General features: G+C 35.4%; 20 protein-coding genes. 6 read left to right on the top strand and 14 right to left on the bottom strand.

Annotated elements, in window-relative coordinates; genetic code table 11:
• The 3 genes from M4I44_RS04340 to hemB all read right to left on the bottom strand — a co-directional run bounded on the left by M4I44_RS04340 (position 1) and on the right by hemB (position 1,916).
• On the bottom strand, positions 1–447 hold the full coding sequence (locus tag M4I44_RS04340; RefSeq protein ID WP_017495808.1) for a GyrI-like domain-containing protein: 447 nt from the start codon (positions 445–447) through the stop codon (positions 1–3).
• Between the two features lie 73 nt (positions 448–520).
• Positions 521–922, bottom strand: a complete 402-nt coding sequence (locus tag M4I44_RS04335; RefSeq protein ID WP_202700760.1) for a c-type cytochrome — start codon at positions 920–922, stop codon at positions 521–523.
• Position 923: 1 nt separating this feature from the next.
• Positions 924–1,916, bottom strand: coding sequence for a porphobilinogen synthase (gene hemB, locus M4I44_RS04330; RefSeq protein WP_089076108.1), 993 nt, complete (start codon positions 1,914–1,916; stop codon positions 924–926).
• Between the two features lie 320 nt (positions 1,917–2,236).
• On the opposite strand from hemB, the gene M4I44_RS04325 reads away from it, so the two are divergent.
• A complete protein-coding gene (locus M4I44_RS04325) occupies positions 2,237–2,869 on the top strand; it encodes a hypothetical protein (RefSeq protein ID WP_249966614.1) in 633 nt (210 codons plus the stop codon).
• A gap of 3 nt (positions 2,870–2,872) precedes the next feature.
• Positions 2,873–4,687: a hypothetical protein gene (locus tag M4I44_RS04320; RefSeq protein WP_249966613.1), complete on the top strand. Its 1,815-nt coding sequence runs from the start codon at positions 2,873–2,875 to the stop codon at positions 4,685–4,687.
• A 71-nt stretch (positions 4,688–4,758) separates the two neighbouring features.
• Here M4I44_RS04320 and M4I44_RS04315 read toward each other — a convergent pair whose 3' ends face one another.
• The 11 genes from M4I44_RS04315 to hemA all read right to left on the bottom strand — a co-directional run bounded on the left by M4I44_RS04315 (position 4,759) and on the right by hemA (position 14,154).
• Positions 4,759–5,646, bottom strand: coding sequence for a fructose bisphosphate aldolase (locus tag M4I44_RS04315; protein ID WP_249967409.1), 888 nt, complete (start codon positions 5,644–5,646; stop codon positions 4,759–4,761).
• Between the two features lie 54 nt (positions 5,647–5,700).
• Positions 5,701–6,642 carry a DUF4421 family protein gene (locus M4I44_RS04310; RefSeq protein ID WP_017495814.1) on the bottom strand — a complete coding sequence of 314 codons (942 nt, stop codon included), beginning with the start codon at positions 6,640–6,642 and terminating at the stop codon, positions 5,701–5,703.
• A 403-nt stretch (positions 6,643–7,045) separates the two neighbouring features.
• A complete protein-coding gene (gene tnpA / locus M4I44_RS04305) occupies positions 7,046–7,510 on the bottom strand; it encodes an IS200/IS605 family transposase (RefSeq protein WP_089076105.1) in 465 nt (154 codons plus the stop codon).
• A gap of 114 nt (positions 7,511–7,624) precedes the next feature.
• Positions 7,625–8,557, bottom strand: coding sequence for an oxygen-dependent coproporphyrinogen oxidase (gene hemF, locus M4I44_RS04300; RefSeq protein ID WP_017495816.1), 933 nt, complete (start codon positions 8,555–8,557; stop codon positions 7,625–7,627).
• On the bottom strand, positions 8,547–9,098 hold the full coding sequence (locus M4I44_RS04295) for a GNAT family N-acetyltransferase (RefSeq protein WP_249966612.1): 552 nt from the start codon (positions 9,096–9,098) through the stop codon (positions 8,547–8,549). The genes hemF and M4I44_RS04295 overlap by 11 nt, the downstream gene beginning before the upstream one ends.
• Entirely contained in the window at positions 9,098–9,478 is a 381-nt protein-coding gene (locus tag M4I44_RS04290; RefSeq protein WP_017495818.1) for a hypothetical protein, read from the bottom strand. Before M4I44_RS04290 ends, M4I44_RS04295 begins: the two co-directional genes overlap by 1 nt.
• Before the next feature lie 91 nt (positions 9,479–9,569).
• On the bottom strand, positions 9,570–10,595 hold the full coding sequence (gene hemE, locus M4I44_RS04285) for a uroporphyrinogen decarboxylase (RefSeq protein WP_017495819.1): 1,026 nt from the start codon (positions 10,593–10,595) through the stop codon (positions 9,570–9,572).
• A 97-nt stretch (positions 10,596–10,692) separates the two neighbouring features.
• Entirely contained in the window at positions 10,693–11,358 is a 666-nt protein-coding gene (locus M4I44_RS04280; RefSeq protein WP_249966611.1) for a uroporphyrinogen-III synthase, read from the bottom strand.
• Positions 11,358–12,281 carry a hydroxymethylbilane synthase gene (hemC, locus tag M4I44_RS04275; protein ID WP_089076099.1) on the bottom strand — a complete coding sequence of 308 codons (924 nt, stop codon included), beginning with the start codon at positions 12,279–12,281 and terminating at the stop codon, positions 11,358–11,360. Before hemC ends, M4I44_RS04280 begins: the two co-directional genes overlap by 1 nt.
• 71 nt (positions 12,282–12,352) lie before the next feature.
• Positions 12,353–12,757 carry a GxxExxY protein gene (locus M4I44_RS04270; protein WP_017495822.1) on the bottom strand — a complete coding sequence of 135 codons (405 nt, stop codon included), beginning with the start codon at positions 12,755–12,757 and terminating at the stop codon, positions 12,353–12,355.
• A 146-nt stretch (positions 12,758–12,903) separates the two neighbouring features.
• Positions 12,904–14,154, bottom strand: coding sequence for a glutamyl-tRNA reductase (hemA, locus tag M4I44_RS04265; protein WP_249966610.1), 1,251 nt, complete (start codon positions 14,152–14,154; stop codon positions 12,904–12,906).
• Between the two features lie 227 nt (positions 14,155–14,381).
• Between hemA and M4I44_RS04260 the strand changes: the two genes are divergently transcribed.
• The 4 genes from M4I44_RS04260 (at position 14,382) to M4I44_RS04245 (ending at position 17,557) form a co-directional block, all read left to right on the top strand.
• On the top strand, positions 14,382–15,254 hold the full coding sequence (locus tag M4I44_RS04260) for an AraC family transcriptional regulator (protein ID WP_017495824.1): 873 nt from the start codon (positions 14,382–14,384) through the stop codon (positions 15,252–15,254).
• On the top strand, positions 15,254–15,796 hold the full coding sequence (locus tag M4I44_RS04255; RefSeq protein WP_249966609.1) for a hypothetical protein: 543 nt from the start codon (positions 15,254–15,256) through the stop codon (positions 15,794–15,796). Before M4I44_RS04260 ends, M4I44_RS04255 begins: the two co-directional genes overlap by 1 nt.
• Positions 15,797–15,958: 162 nt before the next feature.
• Positions 15,959–16,972 carry a ferrochelatase gene (gene hemH, locus M4I44_RS04250; protein WP_249966608.1) on the top strand — a complete coding sequence of 338 codons (1,014 nt, stop codon included), beginning with the start codon at positions 15,959–15,961 and terminating at the stop codon, positions 16,970–16,972.
• Between the two features lie 36 nt (positions 16,973–17,008).
• Positions 17,009–17,557, top strand: a complete 549-nt coding sequence (locus M4I44_RS04245) for a CopD family protein (protein WP_017495828.1) — start codon at positions 17,009–17,011, stop codon at positions 17,555–17,557.
• Positions 17,558–17,661: the final 104 nt, after the last annotated feature.

Below are 17,661 nucleotides of genomic sequence, written 5' to 3'. Positions count from 1 at the left end.
TTATGAGATCGCAATATAAATATCAACCTCTGCATCTTCAGGATTTTGAGCCTGTTCCCCGTAAATTTCAAAATCTTCGGTGTAAAGCCTGTCTAAATCCGAGTTCCAAATTTTTATCCATTCGTTAATCACAATACCATCGGCCAGATTGCCTTTGGCAGTAAACTTTTGGTAATGAACTCCGGAGATCGTTTTGGCAACCATTCCTTCCGGAATAACAGTTAGATTTTCTACTACACAGCCCAATATTGTGGTATAAGGACGTGTATAATCCTTTTCATAGTCCGTATAGATACAATAGATTGCATTACTAGTTTTATTGGGAATTTTTTGAAGAATTCCTTCTGACATAAATCGATTCCAAAGTGCCGGAATATCTGTTCCCGATTGTCCATTTTCGTTAGTCGTTCTTATTGAAATACCAATAACATTGAATTTTTGTTCCATCTTACTTGTTTTTGTTAAGCTGTAAAGGTAAAATGACGCAATGACAACAGTATGTCAGCAGGAAACGATAATCTTACTTTAAATGGCTGTAAATATAGGTTTCAATAGCTTTTAGTTCTTCATCCGACATCGCCTGTGTTACCGGAAAATTAGTCTTCATAACGGCAAACTGACTCGGATCAACAATAGGATCAGCATTTCCTTTCAGGAAAGTAACAATATCTCCGTTTTTGTCTTTGTATATTTTGGCTATTTCCTGAATACTTGGGCCAATTACTTTTTTGTCCGGCTGATGACAGGAGAAACAATTTCCCTGTCCTTCAAAAATTTGTTTTCCAAATTCTTCCGGAGTTTTGGCTTTTGCTGTTTCTCCTTCTGAATAGGCTTCTGTTGTAGTTTCAACTGGCGTTTCTGCAGTTTCTTTTTTACAGGATGCAAACGCTAAAACGGCTGATAAGAATAGTATTTTTTTCATGCTATTTGTTTAGTAAGACTGCTGCTTCTTTGGCAAAGTAAGTCGAGATAATACTGGCGCCTGCGCGCTTAATGCAATATAGTTGCTCTAACATAATTTTGTCGTGATCAAGCCACCCTCTCTCTGCTGCGGCCTTTACCATAGCGTACTCACCAGATACCTGGTAAACGGCAACCGGTACATGAACGGCATTTTTCACCTCACGAACAATGTCTAAATAAGCGATTCCCGGTTTTACCATAACGATATCTGCACCCTCTTCAACATCTAATAAAGCTTCACGAATTCCTTCAATTCTGTTGGCATAATCCATTTGGTACGTTTTCTTATCTTTTGGGATATTTTGAGAATCTACAGGAGCAGAATCTAAAGCGTCACGAAATGGCCCGTAAAATGCCGAAGCATATTTGGCACTGTAACTCATGATTCCCACATTGTGATGTCCGTTTTCTTCCAATGCTTTTCTAATGGCTAAAACCCTTCCGTCCATCATATCACTTGGCGCAACAAAATCGGCTCCCGCTTCTGCGTGACTTAAACTCATTCGGGTTAAAGCATCAACTGTAGGATCATTCAGAAGCTGTCCGTTTTCGATAATTCCATCATGACCATAAATTGAATAAGGATCGAGAGCCACATCCGGCATTACAATCATTTCAGGAACAGCATCTTTTATCGCGCGGATCGTTTGCTGCATCAAACCGTCTTTGTTCCAGGCTTCGACACCTTTATTGTCTTTTAAATGATCGCTGATTTTTACGTAGATGTTCACCGCTTTAATTCCTAAATCCCAGGCTTCTTTTACTTCTTTAATCGTATTGTCCAGAGAATGACGGTAAATTCCCGGCATAGACGGTATGGCCACTTTTACATCTTTTCCTTCAGTAACAAACATCGGAAGCATAAAATCCTGTGGACTTAAACTGGTTTCACGAACTAAAGAACGAATGGATTCATTGGTTCTTAAACGGCGGTTTCTTTGTAATGGGAACATAAAAATTTAGATTTTAGATTTAGATTTTAGATTGCAACCGATTTCTTCGAAATATGATGGAGAATCCTACTTTCTAAAGTGTATTGTTTTTTGTTTTTTTGAAGATTGTGCTACTTTTTAATAAGTGCCACAAAGTTAAAGAAAAAGGAACAGAATAAGGCGTTTAGCCCCCGGTAGAATCCGTTAATATTATCTAAAAATTTGCAGAATATGGCAGTTATGTCTTCGTTCGTGAAGTTTCAAAAAGCAATTGGAGATGTAAATTTAGAATTAACTTTCAGGCTCTGGTTTTTTTGAATATTTACCTATAAATTTGTCTAATGAAGAAATTTCTCGCATTATGCTGTTGTTTACTGCTAACCAGCTGTTTCGAAATAACAGAAAGAATCAAACACCACGACGACCAAAGTGGAGAGTATACGCTGATGGTTGACTTTTCGAAATCATGGTTTAAGACAAAATCGGCCATGTGGATGGAAGAGGTTGATGGTGTGAAAATCCCAAACGAACAGGAAATCACCAAAAAACTGGAAGATTTTAAAGTCAAAGCCTTAAAAATTGACGGTATTACCAATGTAACCACTAAAACTGATTTTGATCAGTATGTTTTTATTATCAAACTCAATTATGCCAATCTGAAAGCGCTCAATGCTGTTGTTAATACGATAAACAATCAGAGCAATCAAGTTCATTTTAGCAGCAATGCCAAAAGTTTTGAAAGGATCGCCTCCTATCCGGTTCCTGAAAAAGTAGTAAAAGATCCAAAGAAAAAGGAAGATCTGGAAGCGGCAAGTATTACAGCGATTTATACTTTTGATAAAGATGTTAAGGCCGTAGAGAATCCGAACAGCAGAATTTCACCAAACAAAAAGACCGTTTTCTTAAAACAAAGTATGTACAGCGTACTTAAAAAATCGGCCTTAATGAACAATACAATCCAATTAATCCCTTGATTTATGAAGCAATTTTATATTTTATTTTTAGTATTAGCCACACATTTGACTTTTGGACAGCTCAATTCAAAATCCTACGATTATTTTGTACAGTTTAACGGAGATCAGCTTTCGAAAAAAGTAAGCGTTGATCAAATAGTAAATCATCCGCTAATTAGTAAATACAAAGAAGGCAAAGCCAGTCTCGATCTTAAGAAGTATACAGCTCTTTTTAAATTGGATCAAAAGATAACCGTTCATGGTAACTTCACAGACAGTATTCCGTACTATCAGGTGACGCTTCCGATCAAAAACAAAGAAGCAGTGAAGCAGTTCTTAATTGAAGAGCATACAAAGAATAAAAACACAGATTCAGTTGAGGTTCCCGTAATTCAGGATTATGGCAAATACGCTGTTTTTACACCCAAAAATCAAAAGACTTCATTTGTCTGGAACGATAATTATCTGGTTTTGGTTGAATTGACTAAAAAATACAAGCCAAAATCATACGACTGGGAAGACAGAACGCAGGATTCTATTGCGATAGATGAACCTTATCAGGAAACTTCAACAGAAACAACAGCAGAACCTGCGCAATCGGCTGAAGAGGCTGCGGCTAGTGCTGCAAAAGAAACAGAAGAAGCTGTAGCGGTGTCTAATACAGCATACGAGAAAGCAGAGGCTGATTTTAATCTTTTGCAAGCCGAACAACAAAGCCTTTTTATCAAGTCACTATTCGAAAATGGATTCACCGCACCTGTTTCTGAAAAAATAAATAAGGCAGCCGATATTTCGTCCTGGCTGAATTACAGTTCGGCTATGACCAGTTTAAATTCGGCTTATGGTCTTTTATCGAAATTCACCAGTTACAATAAGTTTTTACCCATGCAGAGTAATGCGGCAAATATGGTAAAAGGAATTAATCTGGATTTTTATTTTGAGAATGACAACGCCCGTATTGAAGAAGTGATTGAATATGCTGAACCAATGGCGCAGATTGTTGGGAAAATGACGGACAGAAAGATCAACAAAAATATTTTCAACTATTTTCCGGATGAAAATCCATTAGGATATATGTCTTATCATATCAATACTAAGGCGGCACTGGAAAAATTTCCAACGTTAGTGGCAGATTTATTTCAAAGTCAGTATTTAGTAAAAGAAGATTTGACGGTTATTACGGATTTAATTTCGACAATCGTGGATGAAGAAGCTACTGCAACGCTTTTTGATGGTGATTTAAGTATGTTTTTGTATCATGTTAATGAAGTTGAGGTGACTAAGAAAGTATATGGATATGATGAAAATTATGAAGAGAAGATAACAGAGGAAAAAGTGAAGAAGAACATTCCGTTATTCTCTATGGTATTTACCTCGACGCATCCTACTTTTGGTGATAAGTTAATCCAATTGGGACTTCGCAAAAAAATCCTGGAGCAAAAAGGAGATTTTTATGAAATTTTTGGAACGGAAGACTATGGGACTATTTTTATCAAAAAAGACAAAGATGTGGTTTTGATAGCCAATACTTTAGATTATTTTAATGATGGAAAAGGACTTTTTGTTAAGGAAGCAAAAAAGGAGTTAAAGAAAAATTACATCTCCGGAAAATTAAATTTTGCAAGAGCATCATTTGCTTATGAGAATTCAGGCAAAGCAAAAGGGAAAGATTCAGAAAAATTGAAACGATTGTCAGAGCAGTTTAGTGATATTGCTATACAGTCTCCTAAAAAGCTGATCGATAACAAATTGAAATTTGAGTTGAAATTAAATGCTTCAAAATCAGATAAAAATATCATCCTGCAAACGTTGGATTTAGCAGAAGAATTGAGTAAATAATCTAAAGCTCGATATAAAACTAAAATCCCCGAAAGAGATCTGATCTTTTTCGGGGATTTTTTATTCTGATTTTAGAGGATCGATGCTTCATAAATTCCGTTAATGGATTTTTCAAGTTTTGAATTAAATTCATCATCAGACTGACCAAACGTTAGCCCTTCCGAAAGCGCTCGCGAGAAGCTGGCAATCAATCCGTGATTTAAAGCCAGTTTTTGGTTGGCCTCTTCCTGCGCATAACCTCCGGACAATGCCACTACACGTACCACATGAGGATCGGACATTAATTCTTCGTAAAAATCATTTACGGTTGGAATCGAAAGTTTCAGCATCACTTTTACTTCTTTGTCCAGTAAATTAAGCTGCCTGATGATTTCTGCTTTTAGAATTTCTTCTGATTTTTCTTTGTCAGCGCTATAAATATCAATCTCAGGTTCAATAATTGGGACAAGGCCTTTGTTAAATATTTGAAGTCCTACTGCAAATTGCTGTTCAACGACTTCGCGAATTCCCGTAACATTGGCTTCTTTGATTACGGAACGCATCTTGGTTCCGAAAATATTGCGTTCTACAGCGCGAGTTAACAATTCGTTCAGATTAGAAATGGGTTTCATGAGTTGTACCCCGTTTTCGAGCTCAGCAAGACCTTTGTCTACTTTTAGAAAGGGAACGATATTTTTATGCTCCCACAAATAATCAGCAGTCCATTGCCCATCGATTTTGCGGTCCATCGTATTTTCGAACAAAATAGCTCCCAGAATATATTTGCTGCTAAAGGCGGGACTTTTAATAATTCGGGTTCTCATTTCATGTACGAGGGTGTACATTTCTTCTTCGGTTGTATAACTGCTTTCCTCTACACCGTATTGTGCTAATGCTTTTGGTGTACTTCCGCCACTTTGATCTAATGCAGCAATAAATCCTTTTCCGGTCTGCATGCGGTTCAATTGTTCTTTGCTCACATTTGCCATACTATTTTATTTTAGATTTTAGAATGAAGATTTTGGATTAAAAAATTACAAACCTATTTTCTGATTTACTTTATCGTAAACTTCTTTTATTTTTTTGGGTGGATCAAATCGGTAACCGGCAGAAAGTTTTAAAGTGGCAACATTATCATTCAATCGCGGATTGACTTTATCGTCCTGGGCAAAACTTACTGTATTGATGCTTGCAAAAGCAAAGAAGCGGTCATTATTGTAGGCAAGTTTTAAATTAAAATCGGCTTGATACAGAGCTGATGAATCGCCGTCAATATCATTAATTCCAACCCCTAAAGCAATTCCGGCACCAATTAAAACGCGTTGACTAATTACAAAATTATAAAAATAGGAGGGTGCTATCGAAAAAACATAGATATCGGCGTTTGAAGAATCCGGTGTATTATTTAGATTGAGATTGGTATAATAAAAAGAAAAAGTCGGAATAAAACTTCCGGAGCTTTTGGTCTGCCATTCGTTTTGGCTTACCAATGTTTTAAAAGAAAACTTAGGATTGAAAACATAAGCCGTAGATCCGCCAATTTTCGTGGTGCGCATATCGGGCAATTGTGCCATTATATTATCATCACTGATATAAAATCCTTTCTGATTGATAAAAGTAAAGGACTGCATCCATTTTTTATAGTAAAAACGGGTATTGAAATTAAAATGCTTGGAATGGGAATCGCCTTTATTTTGGCTCAGAAATTTTGGAGCGAAACCAACAGAAACATCAATGATTTTATAATTCAGATTAAAACCAATCTGTTCTCTTCTATTCGGAGTAAGATTAAGAAATGTTTGTGAATCCTGTGGACCTGAAGCAATCTGAAAACTATTTGAAGTGTCTAAATAATAAACGCTGCCGGTAATTTTATCGTTATAGGATTTAAAATAAGGATTCAGCAGTGAATCGTTTTGAGCAAAACACCCAAAAAAGCTTCCGAGGAATACGATATAAATCAGTTTTAAATTCATTGGTTAAAAATTGCAATTATCTGATATTGGTTCAGAATTTAATAAAGGGGAATTATTATTTTTTAATAGGTCACCCCTTCGGGGTTTAAAAACTAAATCTACAAAAAAATCTACAAATATGTCATCCCGTTGAGACTTGGTTATGTATTGTCTTGAAATAGCTATAAATATATCGTCCCGTTGGGACTCTGATATGGATCATTTAAAAAAATCTATAAAGATGTCGTCCCTTTGGGACTTGGATATGTATTGGTTTAGAATTTTTTTGAGGTATTGTGTTCGTTTTAGAATTCTATTATTTTTTACAGAGCTCCGAAGGAGCAGCATATCTATAGCATATGAGCATTAGATTTTTTAAGCTCCGGAGGAGCGATATATTTTATAGCATGTTTGTAATGATATATTATTCGTTAACATCATCAAATAAATATTCGTTTTTAAAATCAACATTAAACAATTTTAAAAAACCGATATATTCCTTTTTGAATGTTTTTGTTTTGTGATGCTCTTCTTGATTTTCAATATATCGTATAACATTTGTCAAATGGGAATGGCTATATGAAAAGGCCCCAAATCCGGTTTGCCATTCAAATTTTCCATTAACCCACTTCCTGTCATTTATGAATTTTGAAGAATTTGCTTTAATATCTCTTACTAAATCCGATATTGACTTATCCGGTTTTAACCCGATGAGGATATGAATATGATCCGGCATTCCGTTAATAGCAATTAGTTTTTGACCTTTATTACTAATAATGCCGGTCATGTATTTATAGAGTTCGTCTTTCCAATTTTTGGAAATCAGATTTTGCCGGCCTTTAACGGTGAAAACAATATGAATGTATAATTGAGAATAGGTGCTTGCCATACTAACAGATTTTTATAGAGATCATCCTTATGGGTTTAAAGACTAAATCTACAAAAATCTATTGATGGGATGTTATTTTTTGAAAGAAATTTTCTACAATAAAATAAATAGACTTTATTGCAATTCAATCCAGTCAACTGGATTCTCTAACACCTGAATCAATTTTTCCTCAACGCTTCCGGCTTCCGCATGATGATCGTAAACCCATTGTACGTGCGGAGGCAAACTCATTAAAATACTTTCAATTCTTCCGTTAGTTTTCAAACCGAACAACGTGCCTTTATCATGAACTAAATTGAATTCGACATAACGGCCACGACGGATTTCCTGCCAGTTTCTATTTTCGGCTGTGTATTCCAGATTTTTTCTTCTTTCTACAATTGGAACATAAGCTTCCAGGAAACTGTTGCCCACTTCGGTTACAAAATTGTACCAGTCTTCCATTGACATGGTTTCGGTTGCTTTGCAATAATCAAAGAACAAACCACCAATACCTCGGGCTTCGTTTCGGTGTGCATTCCAGAAATAGGCATCACATTGCTTTTTATACTTAGGATAAAACTCGGGATTATGTTTGTCGCAAGCCGTTTTACAGGTCTGATGAAAGTGAATAGCATCTTCTTCAAACAAATAGTAAGGAGTTAAATCTTGTCCGCCGCCAAACCACTGTTGAATTACTTTTCTTGGACCTGTACTGAGCGAAGACGAAGTGTCATACATTTCAAAGTAACGCCAGTTCGCATGAACTGTTGGTACCATTGGGTTTTTAGGATGAAGAACCAGACTTAATCCGCAGGCAAAGAAATCGGCTTCGTCTACATTAAACATTTTCTGCATGGCTTCCGGCAGTTTTCCGTGAACGGCCGAAATATTGACACCGCCCTTTTCGAAAACGGCTCCGTTCTCGATTACACGTGTTCTTCCACCGCCGCCTTCAGGGCGTTTCCAAAGATCTTCGCGGAATTTTGCAGTTCCGTCAACCGCTTCTAATCCGGCACAAATCTGATCTTGTAATTGTTGTATGTAAGCGTAAAATTTATCTTTCATGGATATTGTATTCTGATTTGAGTAATCCAAAGTAAACAACATCTTCTAATGTTCCGTCACTGTTTTTAAATTCCTCTCTTAATATTCCTTCTTGTTTAAAATGATGTTTTAAAGCAATCTGCTGACTTGCCTTGTTGATTTTTGAGGTACAGATGAATACTTTATTCATGTTTAAAGTATTGAAGCAAAAAGCTAAGGTTTCGGAAACCATTTTTGAAGTAATTCCTTTTCCCTGATAATCTTCATCAACAAAATAACCCAGTTCACATTTTGAAATGCGATTGTCAATGCTTTTGATGCACAAATAGCCAATTAATGCATTGGTTTTGGTGTCTCTTGGATAGAAAAAGTATCCTTCTTTGTGATTTTCTTTGTCTTGGTTGAAAGCAAGAAACTGCTTCGTTTTTTCGAGATCCGTACAGTAAGAAAGTGTGACGGGAAATGTTTTTTGAATGTGGTTTCTATTCTTTTCGATGAGGTTGTAAAATTCCTCAGGAAGAATATTGGCAATCGTATTTGTTTTCCAATCTGTAAAAACCATTAGGATCTGTTTTTGGCCGAAGCAATTTTAGTATTTATCCCGAAAGAGAAAACTTTACTTTCTTGTTGGATATATTCATAAACAGCTAAAGCTTTATGGGTAAAATTATGATTTTCATCTTTAGAGAATTCGATTAAAATGTCTCCAAATTGCTCTAAATGTTCCCAATCAAAATGAAGCTGTATTAAGAATGTGATCAAATCTTCATTTTTTTGAGAGGATAAAGTTTCAAAATCTAGCCCGATTTCTTTCAGCTGATTTTCAATATTTTCTTTTTCCGTATTATTCAAAGGATAAGGAACAAAAACAAGTGATCGTAACGTCTTGAGGACGTTATCAATTCTTATTTTTTCTTCGTCTCTTAAGCCTTTGTTGAGCATTTTTTTTTAGTTTTTGGTCTCAGTTCCAGTTTTCGGTCTCAGTTTTCAGTTTGCTGGTAGGCAGCTGAAAACTGAGACTGCGTACTGAAAACTAGTTTCCGTATTCTTTAACCGCGTCAATAAACGCTTTAGCGTGGTCTACAGGGATATTTGGTAAAATCCCATGACCTAAATTTACAATATATTTGTCTTTTCCGAATTCGTCGATCATTTCGTGAACCATTTTTTTGATGGTTGGAATTGGAGAAAGCAATCTTGAAGGATCAAAATTACCTTGTAAAGTAATATTTCCACCTGATAAATAACGAGCATTTCTAGGAGTACAAGTCCAATCTACACCAAGTGCCGAAGCTTTACTTTTACCCATTTCTCCTAAGGCAAACCAGCATCCTTTTCCGAACACAATGACAGGAGTAACTTCTGCCAATGCATCAATAATTTGGTTGATGTATTTCCAGGAGAATTCCTGATAGTCAACCGGAGAAAGCATTCCTCCCCAGGAATCAAAAATCTGAACGGCATTAACACCCGCTTTTACTTTTTCTTTTAAGTATAAAATCGTCGTATCTGTAATTTTTTGTAATAAAGTGTGTGCTGCAACCGGGTTTGAAAAGCAAAATCCTTTAGCAGTATCAAAACTTTTAGAACCTTTTCCTTCAACAGCATAACAAAAGATGGTCCAAGGTGAACCAGCGAAACCAATTAATGGCACTTCGTCGTTTAGCATTTCTTTTGTTAATTTAATGGCATCAAAGACATATCCTAAAGTTTCATTTACATCCGGAACAAAAACCTGATTCACCTGCTCCATTGTACGAATAGGATCCGGAATAATTGGACCTAAATTGTCCTTCAATTCTACATGAATACCCATTGCACGTGGAACCACTAAAATATCAGAGAATAAAATAGCAGCATCCGGAGCAATTCTACGGATTGGCTGAACGGTAATTTCGGCAGCCAGTTCCGGAGTTTCACATCTGGTGAAAAAATCATATTTATCACGTAAAGCTCTAAATTCCGGTAAATATCTTCCGGCTTGACGCATCATCCAAACTGGTGGGCGTTGAACGGTTTCTCCTTTTAGTGCTTTTAAAAATAGGTCGTTTTTTAACATTGTTTTTTTGCTTTAGGCTTTAAGCTTTAGGCTTTAAGCGATGTTTGTTTTTTATTTTTTTGTTTGCTTATAGCCTAAAGCTTAAAGCATACAGCGATTATTTATATTCTTGTAAAACATCCTCAATGACATCTTCAACCGTTGGCTGATCTGCAATAACGATATTTTTGGTAATTTTTTCTAAAGCCTCTGCAGTAGTTTCACCAATGCAAAAGCAGGTTTCTTTTTTAATCGAATTTTCTTTCAGATAACTTTGTACACCTGATGGACTGAAAAACAGAATAGCATCAACAGGAGTCTTTATTTTCTGAGGGGTCAAAGAAGTATTATAAACCTGAATTTCATTGAATTTTAGTTCTGCTTCTTTTAAGGCTTTGGGTAACGTTTCTCTGCGCAGGTTTCCGCTGAAAAAAGTATAGCTTTCACTGCGGTATATTAAAGTGATAATTTCGGCTAAATCGGCAGCATAACCAGTGTAAGCTACAACATTGAATCCGTTTTCTGATAAGAGGATCTTGGTTTTTAAACCAACGCAAAATACATTTTTGCTTTTCAGTTCTTCCGATTTGGGATGGGAGAGAACACTATGAACGGCATTCTGACTTGTGAAAATCAAATTATCGTTGAGGTCTTTTATTTCGAAAGGTTTATTTTCGGTTTGAATAAAATCGGCTTCAATAACTTCAAGATGAGCGGCTGTTAAGGCTTGTCTTTGCTCTGTTGAAAGCTTTTTTGTAGATACTATTTGAATTGATTTACTCATTATTTCTTCAAAGATTCTTTAATGGCTTGCATTAATTCTGTTCCGCCGTTGTTTAGAATTTCCTGAGCAGCAAAGAATCCCAGTTTTTTCCACTCTCCAATTTCAACAGTCTTGTTGATTTCGAGTTTTTGTTTTCCATCAACCGAAAGTAAAACACCCTGAAAGTGAAGCGTGTCCTCCTCTTCATTATAGCGAACCAAAGCTCCAATAGGAGCCGTACAGCCTCCTTCAAGAGTTCTTAAAAACTGACGTTCGATATAGGTACAAATCTCAGTTTCAATATCGTTTAATTGTGAAAGAGCTTCAAGGGCATAATTGTCGTTTTCCATGGCCACAACCACCATAGCCCCTTGTGCCGGTGCGGGAATCATCCAGTCCAGATCGATATAATTTTCCGGTTTTAAGTTGATACGCTCCAAACCTGCTGCTGCAAAAACTGCCCCGTCCCAGTTATTGTCCTGTAATTTTTGCATACGGGTATTTACATTTCCGCGTAAATCGACAACAGTATGATTAGGGTATTTGTTGAACCATTGCGCCTGACGACGTAAACTTCCGGTTGCGATTGTACTTGGATTGGCAAAATCAGGATTTCCTTTATGAACCAGAATATCAAGAACATTGGCTCTTTCTAAAACTGCTGCCTGAACAATACCTTTTGGTAAAGCTGTAGGTACATCCTTCATCGAGTGAACGGCAATATCTACATCACCATTAATCATAGCAATATCTAACGTTTTGGTAAAAATTCCGGTGATGCCAAGTTCGTAAAGCGGTTTGTCAAGGATAATATCACCTGTAGATTTTACTGCAATAATTTCGGTTTTATAACCCAGATCGTTTAGTTTTTTCTCGACAGTGTGTGCTTGCCAAAGTGCCAATTCGCTATCGCGGGTTCCAATTCTGATTGTTTTTTCTGCCATTTTTATATTTTAACCATTAAGATATTAAGGTTCATTTAGCTTTGTGTTGATTTTTTAAGCTAATGAAGCTGTTAATCTATTAGTCTTGCAAAATAATCATTTACAAGTGGTTTCATTGATTTTGTTATATTTAGAGTATTGAAATTAATTAATAGTCCTTGAGGTCTTTGCAATAATTTCATATAAGTTAAAAGTTGTGCTTCATGAATTGGTAATAGATTTTCTATTGCTTTCAGTTCAACAACGACACAATCATTAACAAGAAGATCAATTCTTAAATCAGATTCCAACTCAAGATTATAATATTCTATTTTAACACTCAGCTGCTGTTTAACATCGTATCCATTTTGTTCTAATTCATATTTGAGGCACTTTTCATAAATGCTTTCTAAAAGTCCCGGGCCTAAGGCTTTATGCACTTTTATAGCAAAACCGGTAATTTCGTAAGCCAATTGAGTTACCTCCTTTTTTGTCATAGAACTTTTTGTATTTCAACGATTAAGATATTAAGGTTCATTAAGCGTTGTGATTAATTTAAGAAAGTTAAGTTTCAAATCAGTTTTGCTTAATTCCCTTGACAAAGCTTGGCTTAATGAGTCTTAATGTCTTAATGGTGAAAACCTTAAGATGCTTTTATTTTGAAGACTTTTTCGATCCATTCGATGCTTTCATCAACCATGGTATTGTCGTCTTTTAAGTGATTGGCAAAATGAGTAGTGATTTTCTGAATGATTCGGTTACTGATAATCTCAGCTTGTTCCTCATTAAAATCAGCAATTTTTCTGCTTTGAAAATCTAATTCCGAGTTTTTAATCGCGTTTAGTTTTTCTTTCAAAGCATTAATGGTAGGAGCAAATTTACGACCTTTAGTCCAGGTTATAAACTCTTCTTTAACTTCCTCAATAATGGCTTCGGCAGCAGGAATATGCAGTTTTCTGTTTTCCAGCGTTTCATCTGTCAACTGTGATAAATAATCCATGTGAATCAAGGTCACGCCTTCTAACTCCTCAACATTTTCATTAACGTTTTTCGGAATAGATAAATCCAGAATCAATAAAGGTTTTTTAAGATTCAGGATAGCTTTGTCAACCGTTGGGTTTTGAGCCCCGGTTGCTACCACGACCACATCGGCTTTTTGAAGTTCAAGATGTAGTTCGGAGTAATCTTTAACAATAAGATTCAGTTTTCCGGCTAATTTCTCTGCTTTGTCTTTCGTACGGTTGATTAAGGTGATGTGTTCGTTTTTAGTATGTTTTACTAAATTCTCGCAGGTATTTCTCCCTATTTTTCCAGTTCCGAAAAGCAGAATGTTTTTGTTTCCGATATCTTCTACATTTTTAAGAATGTATTGTACCGAGGCAAAAGAAACCGAAGTGGCTCCTGAACTGATTTCTGTCTCGTTTTTGATTTTTTTACTCGCCTGAATCACGGCGTTTACCAGTCTTTCCAAAAAAGCATTGGCTAAACCCATTGATTTCGAATGGGTAAAACTGGTTTTGATTTGAGAGATAATTTCAAAATCACCTAAGATCTGACTGTCTAAGCCGGTTCCTACGCGAAACATGTGATTGATCGCTTCCTGATTTTTATAAACGAATCCTACTTTTTGAAAAGCATCAACAGATCCGTTACTATTATCACAAATTAACTTTATTAATTGAAAAGGATGTTCTGCAAAACCGTAGATCTCGGTTCTGTTGCAAGTCGAAGTGACAATTAAACTTTCTATTCCCTCTTTTTTAGCCTGTTCCAGCAAATGTGTTTTGGCAACTGCATCCAGACTAAATTGACCTCTGACCTCAGCATCAGCTTTTTTATAACTCAGACCAACTGAATAAAAATAAAGGTGTTTCGGTACGTTATTGTTTTCCATAAATTCACTTTCATAAAAGTGCAACAAAATTATCACTATAGTGTTTAGAAAAATAACGCTAAAAGTACTTTTTGTATCGCTACATGTTTTTTTGTTTCTAAACAGCTGTTTTTATGCAAAAAGAAGTATTTTTGTAGCAAAATCAAGTTGTTAGAAAAGGTTTGTTTAGAGTGATTCTAAATAACATTCTCCGTTTACGCTAATTTTTGTTTCAAAAAAATATCGCTATGAGTTCTCAGGAAATTATTAAAATCGAAGATGACTTTACGCTGATCCGTTTTCAAAACGACAGTTCAGAGCTCTTTTTGGGGCAGCACGAAGTAGGTAGTGGTCTGATACAGTTTCATTTCGGGATAAAAGGCAACGCTAAATTTTTGTTCAATCAGGGAACGTATGCTCTGGAATTGAAAGAAGAAAAATCGCTCCTTTTGTACAATCCACAAAAAGAATTACCATTGAATTTAGAACTTTCTCCAAATTCCTGGGTGATTTCGGTAATCGTATCGATCAAAAAATTTCACGCGTTGTTTTCTGCCGAAGCAGATTATATTACTTTTTTAAGTCCTGATAATAAGGACAAAAAATATTATAACGAAGGAAATATTAGTCCCTCTATGGCTATTGTGTTGAGTCAGCTGTTTCATTACAACCTGCATCCGTCCATAAAAAACCTTTATTATAAGGGAAAAGGATATGAATTACTTAGTTTGTATTTCAACCGAACCGAAGATCCAAATGCAGAACAATGTCCATTTTTGATTGATGAAGATAATGTTTTGAAAATAAGAAGAGCCAAAGAAATTATCATTGCCAATATGGCTGAGCCACCAGGTTTGCAGGAACTGGCAGATGAGATTGGCCTGAACCTGAAGAAACTAAAAATGGGTTTCAAACAAATTTATGGCGATACCGTTTACGGATTTCTGTTTGATTACAAAATGGATTTCGCCCGTAAACTGCTCGATAGCGGTTCTTATAATGTAAATGAGGTAGGATTAAAAATTGGTTACAGTACAGGGAGTCATTTTATTGCGGCATTTAAAAAGAAGTTTGCTACAACTCCGAAAAAGTATTTGATGTCGATTAATGCAAATGTTTAATGGTTAAAAGATATTCAATAGTTTTATTGCTTTTTTTAATTCTGTCTTGTAAATCAAAAGAAGAAAAAATGTTTTTTGATTTTGACAGTGTTGAATATTATTCATTGAATAAAAGTAAAGAAGTAGAAATGGATGATAATCATAGTAAAGGAATTGACGATACTATTGAAGATAAGATTTTTTTTGATGACTATCCTGAGAAAGTAAATAATGATGTTTTTGTTAAAACAATTAATTCTAATGGGTTTTCTAAATTTGAATTATCTCAAAAAGACGTTGAATATTTAAGAAATGATATTTTTTTGGAAAAATCTTCTTTAAAGATGTTTGAAAATGTATATGCTTGTGCACCTGAATATAGGGATATTTTAATTTTTAAAAAGAATGAAAAAATTTCAGGAGTAGCTAAAATCTGTCTTTCCTGTAGTCAGTTTTATTTGATTAGTTCTAAAAAGGAAATTAGTACAGATAACTTTGGAACAGAAGAAGAATATAAATCATTGAAAAAGCTATTCAGCAAATATAAAAAGGATAAAAACTGATAATGTTTTAAAGAATCAGTTTTGTAAATAAGAACATAAACAAAAAGTAACATTTATCATATTTCTAAAAAGCTGCAAGCGCTACTTTTGACGAAATTTTTTAAAACAAACATATTAAAAGCTTAAAGCTTAGAGCTTAAAGCCTAAAGCAAAAAAAACATAATGAAAGGCGTATTATTAGTAAACTTAGGATCTCCGGAAAGCCCGGAACCAAAAGATGTAAAACCATACTTAGACGAATTTTTAATGGATAAATACGTGATCGATGTTCCGTATTTATTAAGAGCTTTGTTGGTTCGTGGTATTATTTTAAGAAAAAGACCGGAAGAATCAGCACATGCTTATGCGAAAATATGGTGGGATGAAGGTTCTCCTTTGGTTGTGCTTTCTGAAAGAATGCAAAAAAAGGTCCAGCCTTTGGTAAATGTACCGGTTGCTTTAGCAATGCGTTACGGAAGTATGACCATCGAAAAAGGACTTCAGGAATTACATGAAAAAGGTGTTACAGAGGTATTGCTTTTCCCTTTATACCCGCAATATGCGATGGCTTCGACTTTGACTATTTTAGTTAAGGCAGAAGAAATTCGTAAGAAGAAATTTCCGCAAATGACTTTTACAGATGTTCCTGCGTTTTACAATAAACCGGATTATATCAAGAATCTGGCTGATTCTATTCAGAAACATTTGGTTGGTTTTGATTACGATCATTTATTGTTCTCGTACCATGGAATCCCGGAACGTCATATTCGTAAAACCGATGTGACGAAATCACACTGTAAAATTGACGGATCTTGTTGCAATACACCTTCACCTGCGCATGATTTTTGCTACCGTCATCAATGTTATGAAACGACCAGGCAAGTCGTAAAGTTATTAGGCCTTTCTGAAGATAAGTATAGCTTAACATTTCAGTCACGTTTAGCGGGAGACAAATGGCTGGAACCTTATACTGATGTTGAAATTGATAAGATGCCAGCAAAAGGAATCAAAAATTTGGCGGTTGTAACACCAGCTTTCGTTTCGGATTGTTTAGAAACTTTAGAGGAAATCGCAATGCGTGCCAAAGAAGATTTTGAAGCAAACGGAGGCGAAGAGTTTTTGGCAATACCTTGTTTGAATGACGACGACGAGTGGTGCCAGACCGTTGGAAATTGGATTAACGATTGGGCGAAATAGAAAATAGAATAAAGAGTAAAGAAAAAAGACTTTATGATGGAGTACTACAATTACTTAAAATCACTACATCTTATATTTGTAATCACTTGGTTTGCAGGACTATTTTATATTGTGCGTTTATTTGTATATCAAATTGAAGCCAGTGAAAAACCATCTCCCGAGAAAGAAATTTTGCAGGCACAGTACAAAATAATGGCCTATCGTTTGTGGTACATTATTACATGGCCGTCAGCAGTTTTGGCGAGTATTTTTGCTTTTTGGATGCTGCTTTTTACCGATTTAGGAAATGCCTGGCTTAAAATGCCATGGATGCATGTGAAATTGTGTTTTGTATTTCTATTGTATCTCTATCATCTAAAATGCCATCAGATTTTTAAACAATTACAAAATGACGAGGTGAAATATTCCAATAACTTTATGCGTTTGTGGAATGAAGGTGCTACCATCATACTATTTGCGGTCGTTTTTTTAGTAGTTTTAAAAAGTGCCATCAACTGGATTTTTGGTGTGATCGGAATTATTTTATTCTCAGTTCTGATCATGCTAGGATTTAGATTTTATAAAAGAATAAGAGAGAGGAAATAGTTTTTTAGTTTCAGGTTTCAAGTTTCAAGTTGCCAAACGCAAAGAAACCTGAAACTTGAAACCTGAAACAAACAAAACAAAAACTATGTTTAACAACTTCAAAA

This window comes from Flavobacterium sp. B183 (assembly GCF_023539155.1).
Classification (GTDB): domain Bacteria; phylum Bacteroidota; class Bacteroidia; order Flavobacteriales; family Flavobacteriaceae; genus Flavobacterium; species Flavobacterium tructae.
This window is presented reverse-complemented; position numbering and strand designations above follow the sequence as displayed.